The organism is Tenebrionibacter intestinalis (assembly GCF_016632365.1).
GTDB lineage: Bacteria > Pseudomonadota > Gammaproteobacteria > Enterobacterales > Enterobacteriaceae > Tenebrionibacter > Tenebrionibacter intestinalis.
Map to the genome: position 1 here is coordinate 1 of NZ_JAEPBH010000104.1, position 2020 is coordinate 2020.

General features: G+C 58.7%; 1 protein-coding gene. It reads right to left on the minus strand.

The features are described from left to right. The coding region (locus tag JJB97_RS17770) for a hemagglutinin repeat-containing protein (protein WP_238715407.1) at window positions 1–2020 on the minus strand (2020 nt) is incomplete at both ends.

The following is a 2020-nucleotide window of genomic DNA, read 5'->3' on the forward strand; positions in this document are numbered from 1 at the left end:
TCAACCGCGTTCTTACCCGCCTGCGCGCCGATTCCGGCAGCGGCCGTATTATTGCCCGCAAGGCCGCCTGCTATCCCCGCCGCAATGGTGGCCAGCGTACTGATTTGCTGGCGCTCCTGTTCGCTGAGACTGTCAGTTTTTCCACCATAATAATGCTCAAGAATGTAACGGGCGGCAAGTTCTCCGCTGAAAGCGCCCGTGGCACCGGCTGCGGCGCTGTTCCCGCCAAGCTGGGCCGCCAGTGCGCCCCAGACGGCATGCGCCATCAGGTTGGCTTCCCTGTTATCACCGGTGGCCTGTTTGATAAGCTGCGCTACCGCCGGGTTAAGGCCGCCCGCCAGCGCCTGGCCTAAGCTGTCCGCACTCAGCCCACCCAGCACGCCCGTGATGGCCTGCGCCACCCTCTGTGGCGTGCTGCCGGTGCCGTAATGTTTCATGACCGATTTGTAGGTTTCACTCTGACGCAACTCGGCATCGGATTTCCCGGCGTTGTCCGGGTCTTCCTTCGCCTGCTTCATGGCCTCGGTTTCGCCCAGCGTCATGATGATATTACTTAACTGCCCGCCTGTCTGGCTGATAACCTGCGCCGCTTTCAGACGCTGCTGCTCTTTTTCCTTGTCAAATATCGGCGCAATACTGCCGTTGGCATTTTCCGTATCGCGGCTGAGTTCAGCCACGTTTTGCTGCTGATTAACGTTATCGCGAATAAGGATACTGCCGCCACTGACAGCCGACGACGTGGTGCCTTCGGCATGGCCCTTGTTGCCGGAAAGCCCTGTTAAAGCGTTCGCGGCATTTGCTGTTGCGTTCGCGGCCACCATCTGGCTGGCGGACATGTCCGGCGCGCCGGATACGCTGACGCCGGTATGGCTGGTTTTATAGTCTGCTTCGTTATGAATAGCCGTCCAGCCGAGCGTGCCGGTGTCCAGACGGTTTTTACCGTCCTTTGCCGTGGAGGCGATTACTGCGCCGTCAAGCTGGGTATGGCGGCCCACGGTGATATCAAAGCCATCCCTGCCGGCGAAAATGCCGCTCTGCTCCTGAACGGAGTCATAATTACTTTTGATTTTATCCTGACTGACGCTGGCATAGCCACTGCCGGTCATGGAGCCAAAGGTAAAACTGCCGCCTGCGGCCACGCTGTTTTGTTTACTGTTGTAACGGTCGCTATCCTGAAGGCTGGTTATCGTGAGGTTGTTGCCCACACCGGCATTCACTTTCTCCCCGCTGACCTGCGCGCCGCTCAGGGTGGTGTCGCGTCCGCTGATGAGCGTCAGGGTATTCCCGGCGTCCACGGTGGTTTCAGTCCAGGTGATGCCATTGCCTTTTTCGCTGCCTTTTGCGCCGTTTATGCTGGCAAAAATACTGAGGCCGCCGCTGCCGGCCCCCCCGCCAAAACTGACGCCCACGCCGCCGCCCTTGCTGCTGTTTTTTCCTGTGGTCTGCTGAGTGTTTGCGGCGGCAGTCAGCAGGATATCATTCTGCGCATTCAGGGTGGTGTCGTGGCCTGATTTAATCTGGCTGCCTGCAATAAGAATATCGCCGCTGTTACTCTGGCCCTGCTTTTTCCCGGTGGCGGTAAGGGAAACATTGTTCCCTGCGCTGAGGGTGGAGCCGGAGACCACATCATGGCGGTATTGCGTTTCGGATTTAGCCTGCTGATGATTCAGCGATACGCTGATGCCCATTCCGTTGTTCGGGTCTGCGTTTTGTTGCTGTCGTCCATGACTGACGCCGGCCTGTACGCCAGCGAGGATAGCCTGTGTGCCTTTCAGGGCGCCGAGGCGGCTGTCGCTACTCTCTTTTGCGTCCTGCGCGGCGGATACGGCCTGATTCAGCGCATTACCCACTACGCCGGAAAGCGCTAAAGTGACGCCGGTGGATTTCTGTTCGAACGTCTCCTTAACTGAACGTTTATCATGGCCGGGGTCAATCACCACGCTGTCGCCGGTGATGTGGATATTCCGGTTCGCAATCACATCGGAGCCGCTGATACGGGCCTGGTTGCCGGCGGTGATGC